This window comes from Candidatus Thermoplasmatota archaeon (genome assembly GCA_018814355.1).
In the GTDB taxonomy this organism is placed as follows: Archaea; Thermoplasmatota; Thermoplasmata; order UBA10834; family UBA10834; genus COMBO-56-21.
Map to the genome: position 1 here is coordinate 59,901 of JAHIZT010000124.1, position 6,219 is coordinate 66,119.

Below are 6,219 nucleotides of genomic sequence, written 5' to 3' on the forward strand. Positions count from 1 at the left end.
TGCGGCCTCGTGCCATGCCTCTTCTCTGGGCGATGTTTTCGACCGAGATAGTCTCATGGAGTCGAGTCCTTGAAGACATAGCCACACGGTTGATGGATCTGCTCGCGCTTCGTTCTTGGATACTTCCTGCACTGCGGAGGCCTTATCAAGTAGGCCCCGCACGATGCCGAATTCGGCTTGCCATCTTCGAACTCGAGGAAAGGGCACCTGACCAGGAATATGCAGCAGGCGCCGCATCGATTGCATTCGCCAGTTCTGTTCTTGTCCACTGGAAGGACCAGACTCGTAGCGAACCTCGTGGCTTTCCCGTCGAACGGGCCCTTCGACTCTCTGGGCACCAGCGCTCTCCTCATACCCCTATCGTGATTCCTGCTCCTTGTTCCTTTCTGTCGTCACCTAGCAGTGCTCATCTCCCGGTCCACACAGGGGCTGTCCACGCCGTCACGCCGGGTCCGCCATTCAAAGGAGATGCCGTGCTCACTCTCAAGTAGAAGTAGTGAGCGGAATCGGAGCTCAACGTGATGGTCAGGTCAACGGTCGTCCCACTCGTTGGCACGCTCGCGACTACGCGCCCTCCGTCGGAGATTATCTCGACGAGGGTGATGGCATCACTCTTGACCCTGTCAGGGTCCACAATGCTGATGGATGCCTTGTAGACGCTCGCGCCCGCCGCAAGCACAGACCCCATGACCGCGCCGTTCAGAGTGTACGAGATCCTGAGGTTCTTGTCGAGGGTGGCGTAGCCCCGGCATGCACTCATGGCAGCGTACAGGTTATCCGGTGTGAGGCTCGGCGCAAGGAGCACTGTCCTCATTTCATGGCCCGCAATCCAGTCGGAATAGTGTGTGTCCGAGTTGGCAGAGGGCATCAAGTGCCAGCCTGCATCCAACGCCATTATGTAGCTGTCCTCTGTGAACTCATCGTTGTACACCTCGAGGATGTCCATTCCAGTGTCCCTGTTCTCGTTGTAGAAGCTGTAGTCCTGGAAATTGTCGCTGACATAGAGCGGATGGTTGAACTGGCCGATTGCGCCTGGTTCTTGCGCGAGCCAGTCATAGAAATTGGGGAGCCGGTCAAATTGTCCTCCTTGCGGTTGATACGGAGGAAACTCCCGCGTGTTGTACACATTGATCTCCCCAAGGTTCGCGAGCAGCCAAGCCTCATAGCCCGCCATCGCAACGAACTTCTTAGAGGTGTAGTAGTCCACCGCTGCCAAGGTGTCATTCCACTCGTCTGAGTCAAGGATCCACGCCTCATAGCCGTGCCAGATTGCGACGTGGTCTGTCAGGGACATGAAGTCAGCGCCCGCCGCGATAGCCGCCTTGTAGGCATCCCACGGGGTGCTGTCCTCGTAGGCGTCGGAGTACCCAGTATGGGAGTGCAGGTCTCCGAAGTACATGTTGTAGGAAACCCGAGGAGCTTTTGCCTCCCTTTCCGACTGAACATTGCTGCTGAAGTACGGTCCCATCAGCACGAAGATGGCTCCAAGACACGCTATGGTCACTAGTGTTCTCTTTATCGTAGAATCTCCCCCCGAGCTGATTCAAGATATCGTCGAAGCGGTATTGATCGATTTGGTCTGGCACCCCCAACAATCATCCTCGGATGCCTCTGCTTCAGCCTCAAAACAAAGTATCATCTTTGATAACCACCTTGCCGTTTCTCATGGGGACGCCCTCGCTCTCAACGTGTTCCCTCCTGCTAGCTGCTGCCCTCTCTTCTCCCCCGAACCCTCCATCGGACTTGACAACACGCCAACAAGGCACTATTGGGTAGAGCGGGTTGTTATGCAGCGTATTTGCGACAGCCCTCATGGCCTTTGGTTTTCCGATTTTCTTGGCGATTCTCTGATATGTGCAAACCTTTCCGTAGGGGATCTCGTATGTCGCCATGTAGACCGCCATCTCGAACTCCGACCATTCACTCAGGTACTGGACTACGTCCTGCTTTGTCTTCACATCTTCCTTTCGCACAGGCCTCGCCTCTGGGATCTATCATCTGTTCACGTGAAATGATGACATCTCAAAGACGATGTCATTGGGGTCCGCGAAACTGCCCATCCTTCAAGATGCTCCTTGGAGTGAATGTAGAAAGGCGATTTTCCAACCTAGTGTTCTTGGTCATGGTCGTTGAGCCAATTCCTTCTCTCTCTTCCGGATAATCTCGTTTCCCTGTTGGATTATTGACCTATCCAGCGCTGGCACGACATGGTCCTTCAGTAGCCTGATAGCAATCTCCCTCGCCTCTGCCACCATCGCCTTCGACATCGTTGCCTCGAACCGCCCCTTCTCTGGGTCCCTCATCACGATCTCCTTCCTGAAGTTCCTCATTGTGTGCATGCTCGTTAGGAAAGTGTTTCCGTGGCCTACCTGCCTTGTGACATCGAGGGCTACGGTCTCCTTGCTGATCTCGAACGGAGTCATCTGTTTCTTCACGTTCTCCCAAACATACGCGTCGATGACCTCCTGTTCTAGGGCGACTCCCTTGGCGTGGTCGAGCGCGCCGATTCCTCCCTGCATGTCCGTGCCGGACATGGTGCTAAGTGCTATCCCCATGGTCTCGGTGAACGTGTGCGGGATCCCGGGTTCCTCTGAATCGTTCAACCCCCAGTCCCCCACCATGCACGGCAGCCCGTATCTCTTGGCCATCTGTGCCAATCCAGCCGCTATGAGCGGCTGGTTCACGCTTTCGTAGTTGATCATGCCCGTCTTCATGTTCACAGGGGTGGATGAAGAGCAGTAGATGGTGCGCGCGCCCTTGGCCGCGGCTTGGCCGATGACCAAGCTCGCTAGGTTCTCCGAGTTTGCATTGACAAGCGTGCCCGCCATTGTGACGGGCGCTGTCCCGCCTGAGAGCGACATGGTCATGGTGGTAACGGACACTCCTGCTTTGGCGAACTCCACGAGCGCTTCGACGGCGTCATGTTCGAACATCAATGGGGCGATGGAACAGTGGATCACCGTGAAGTATGGCTTCTTCTTGAGCTCGTCTAATCCTCCAGCGATCAAAGCTCCCAGCTCGATCTGTTTCCTGGCATCCTCAGCGTTGAATATCTCTACTCCCTGGACGTGCTTGGTCGTGTTCTGGAACGCTGTCCAGAGTTCGTGCAGTCCGTGTGTTGCATGAGGGACTTCAGTGGCCGTGAGGTTCGTCTGGACATAGTCCGCCCCCGTCAGCGCATCCCCGAGCCTGACGGTGTCGGCTATGTCCTTGACTGTGGAATCGCGCTTCTTGCCCGTCTGTATGTCCAGGATATACGTGCCCAAGCCAGTGGTGCCAACGTAGGGCCATGAGCTGACTGGGATCCTAAGGTCGTTCTTCGGATCCCTCGCGTGAAGTGTCATGCTCTTCGGGACTGTTTTCAATGCTTCCCTGACAAAGCCCTCAGGGATTCTCGCAATCTGATTCTTGTAATCGACCTGCGCTCCAGCTTTGTCCAGCATTCGAAGGACGCTCTCGCTCTTCACCTTCACACCGATGGTCTCAAGGCATTCCATGCTCTGCTGGTCGATCAGATCTTCTTCGCCCTTGTCCAGGAACTTCAAACGCGCTACTGCCACTTGAACACCTCCTAAGCAAGCTCGCTTAGCTCGTCGCCACCCCGAAGCGGAAGAATATGAAAAGGATTTCCCTCCTCGGCCGTCGCAATCCAGACGATTCTCGTTCTTCTGATGTCGCATTTCAGAAAAGAATAACTACGCTGGTCGTATTCAGAGTCCGAGCCCATAGTAGGGGAGATGTCGATGAGGAAGATCGAGCGCATGCGAATCAGAGAGCTGTTGGCGAAGGAAGAGAAGCAGTTCGTGAAGGAGCATCCTCGGTCCAAAGCGCTCTTCAAGAGGGCGAAGTCAGTCCTGTTGGCTGGCGTACCCATGCACTGGATGACCAGATGGGCCGGCCCGTACCCGATATTCGTCGAAAGGGGATGGGGGAATCATGTTCTCGATGTGGATGGACATGAATATTTGGACTTCTGCCTCGGAGACACAGGCTCGATGTTCGGACACTCTCCCAAAGCCGTGGTTGACGCCGTAACGAACCAGGTCAGGAACGGCATCACGATGATGCTGCCGACGGAGGACTCGATATGGGTGGGGGAGGAGCTGGGTCGGCGGTTCGGCCTTCCCTATTGGCAGATGGCGATGACCGCGACAGATGCCAATAGATACTCCATCAGGTTGGCACGCGAAGCCACGGGAAGGAAGAAAGTGCTCGTCATGAGCGGCTGCTATCACGGGTCCGTCGACGAGGCGCTGGTCACTCTCGAGAAGGGCAAGATGGTCTTGCGGAGCGGAAACAAGGGAGCGCCCGTCGACCCGGTACTGACCACGAAGGCTGTCGAGTTCAATGATGTCAAAGCCTTGGAACGGGCACTGAGGCCGGAGGATGTTGCGTGCGTGCTGGCAGAGCCAGCAATGACGAACCATGGGATCATACTTCCCGACCCCGGCTATCACGATGAACTGAGGAAGTTGACTCGCAAGCACGGGACTCTGCTCATCATGGATGAGACCCACACACTATGCTGCGGGATTGGAGGGTACACAGGGGAGTATGGACTTGAGCCGGACATGATGACGATGGGCAAGCCACTCGCTGGTGGCATTCCTGTCGCGGCCTACGGCATCAGCCAGAATGTTGCAGATATGGTGATAGAGCACATGGCGAACGACGAGGACGAGAGCGGCATAGGTGGTACTCTCTCAGGAAACGCGCTCGCGATAGCGGCCATGAAGGCGACTCTTCAGAAGGTGTACACTGAAAAGAACTTCAAGAAGATGATGCCGTTTGCTGTGAGATTCCATCAAGGGGTTGCCGACACGATTAAAGCTGGGAGGCTTCCCTGGCAGGTGACACGGCTCGGGATCAGGATAGAGTACAGTTTCATGCCGAGGGCACCACGCAACGGGGCCGAGGTGGACGCGCATCAAGATGCGGAGTTGGAGAAGCTGATGCACCTGATGGGGCTCAACAGAGGTATTCTGATGACCCCGTTCCACAATATGGCTCTGATATCGCCTTACACGACGAAGAAGGATGTCGACCTCCATAGCGAGATGTTCCAGGAATCCGTAGCCGAATTGCTGCGATGATGGCGTGGGCGATGCGCTCAGGAGTAACACGGCTCGGGACTCGCCATCAACGTTTCTTCTCTATGCCGTCCGCTAGATGTTGATATGGAAAAAGATATTTGGGAAGAGGTTTGAGCGGCAGGTCCGCTCCCATGCGGGCCTGCCCTTCGCGTTTCGCGACTGCCCTTACGGGTAGAGCGTTAACGTCTGGCTCACAGTTGCGGTCCGGCCGAACGAGTCCGTCACGGTCAGCGTGATGGTCACATCAAAAGGCGCTGGTCCGGCCTGGTGCAGTATCACGTCAATCTGGTCGTACCCTTCCAGGGTGTCCGTGATGGGCGCCTCGTTCCATCCGATCCATGTGCCCTGGGTCGCCGTGACATTGAGGATGTCACCAAACGTCCAGCCAAGCGGCTTGAGTTCGCTCAGGTCCACCGAATAGATATTGGAGTTGGGGTCAAACCCGGGGTTATTTTGGTCCCAGATTGTGAATTCCCCTGTTCTCGTATCCGTAACGGTCACGACACAGCCGTTTATTGGGTTGCCGTTAGCGTCGGTCGTGAACCCAAAGACGGGGTGGGGTGTTCCTGGTGGAGCTCTTCCCGAGACTCCATTGACTACCATCGCTTTCGCGGCGGCATACGTGTGCGTCGCGGTCATTCCAGTCCCAGTCGTTCCGTCGCCCCAGGTCCAAGCGTAGCTGAGGCCGGTTCCGCTCGATCCAGATGCATCGACATTCACCGTCATGCCGCTCACAGAGTATGTGAACGACGCTACTGGCGGCGGCGGCAATGTCACCGTTACCTGCTGGCTCGTCGATCCAGTCAGACCATCGTTGTCCGTCACCGTAAGGGTGATCGTGTATGTCCCAGCCGCAGCGTACGAGTGGCTAGCAGTCATTCCAGACGCAATCGATCCATCGCCAAAGGTCCAGTCATAGGACACTATCGTTCCATCAGCATCGGACGATGCGGAGCCGTCAACGGCGACATTCAGGTAGCTCGCAGTTGGTGTGAACCTCGCTACTGGCGGGATTGCCGCAACTACCGTGACCGGCTTGCTGTCCGACCCTGTGAGACCGTCGTTGTCGGTCACCGTCAGGGTGATCGTGTATGTCCCAGCCGCAGCGTACGAGTGGGTTGCGGTC

At 56.3% G+C, this 6,219-nt stretch carries 6 protein-coding genes; 1 reads left to right on the forward strand and 5 read right to left on the reverse strand.

The annotated features are described in order from the left end of the window. Window positions 1-53 precede the first annotated feature (53 nt). From KJ653_09525 to KJ653_09540, 4 genes are all read right to left on the reverse strand, one after another. Entirely contained in the window at window positions 54-338 is a 285-nt protein-coding gene (locus KJ653_09525; protein MBU0686067.1) for a hypothetical protein, read from the reverse strand. A 68-nt stretch (window positions 339-406) separates the two neighbouring features. After that, window positions 407-1,504, reverse strand: coding sequence for a CehA/McbA family metallohydrolase (locus KJ653_09530; GenBank protein MBU0686068.1), 1,098 nt, complete (start codon window positions 1,502-1,504; stop codon window positions 407-409). 118 nt (window positions 1,505-1,622) lie between these two features. Beyond that, entirely contained in the window at window positions 1,623-1,904 is a 282-nt protein-coding gene (locus tag KJ653_09535) for an MGMT family protein (GenBank protein MBU0686069.1), read from the reverse strand. 216 nt (window positions 1,905-2,120) lie between these two features. After that, window positions 2,121-3,560, reverse strand: coding sequence for a trimethylamine methyltransferase family protein (locus KJ653_09540; GenBank protein MBU0686070.1), 1,440 nt, complete (start codon window positions 3,558-3,560; stop codon window positions 2,121-2,123). Between the two features lie 177 nt (window positions 3,561-3,737). On the opposite strand from KJ653_09540, the gene KJ653_09545 reads away from it, so the two are divergent. After that, window positions 3,738-5,093, forward strand: coding sequence for an aspartate aminotransferase family protein (locus KJ653_09545; protein ID MBU0686071.1), 1,356 nt, complete (start codon window positions 3,738-3,740; stop codon window positions 5,091-5,093). Between the two features lie 165 nt (window positions 5,094-5,258). Here KJ653_09545 and KJ653_09550 read toward each other — a convergent pair. After that, window positions 5,259-6,219 (reverse strand): PKD domain-containing protein (locus KJ653_09550; protein ID MBU0686072.1); only part of this gene is annotated, 961 nt, incomplete at its 5' end.

Excerpts from the sequence above, each read along its gene's own strand:
- KJ653_09535 (MBU0686069.1), bottom strand. The coding sequence starts at position 1,904 with ATGGCGGTCTACATGGCGACATACGAGATCCCCTACGGAAAGGTTTGC.
- KJ653_09545 (MBU0686071.1), top strand. The coding sequence starts at position 3,738 with ATGTCGATGAGGAAGATCGAGCGCATGCGAATCAGAGAGCTGTTGGCG.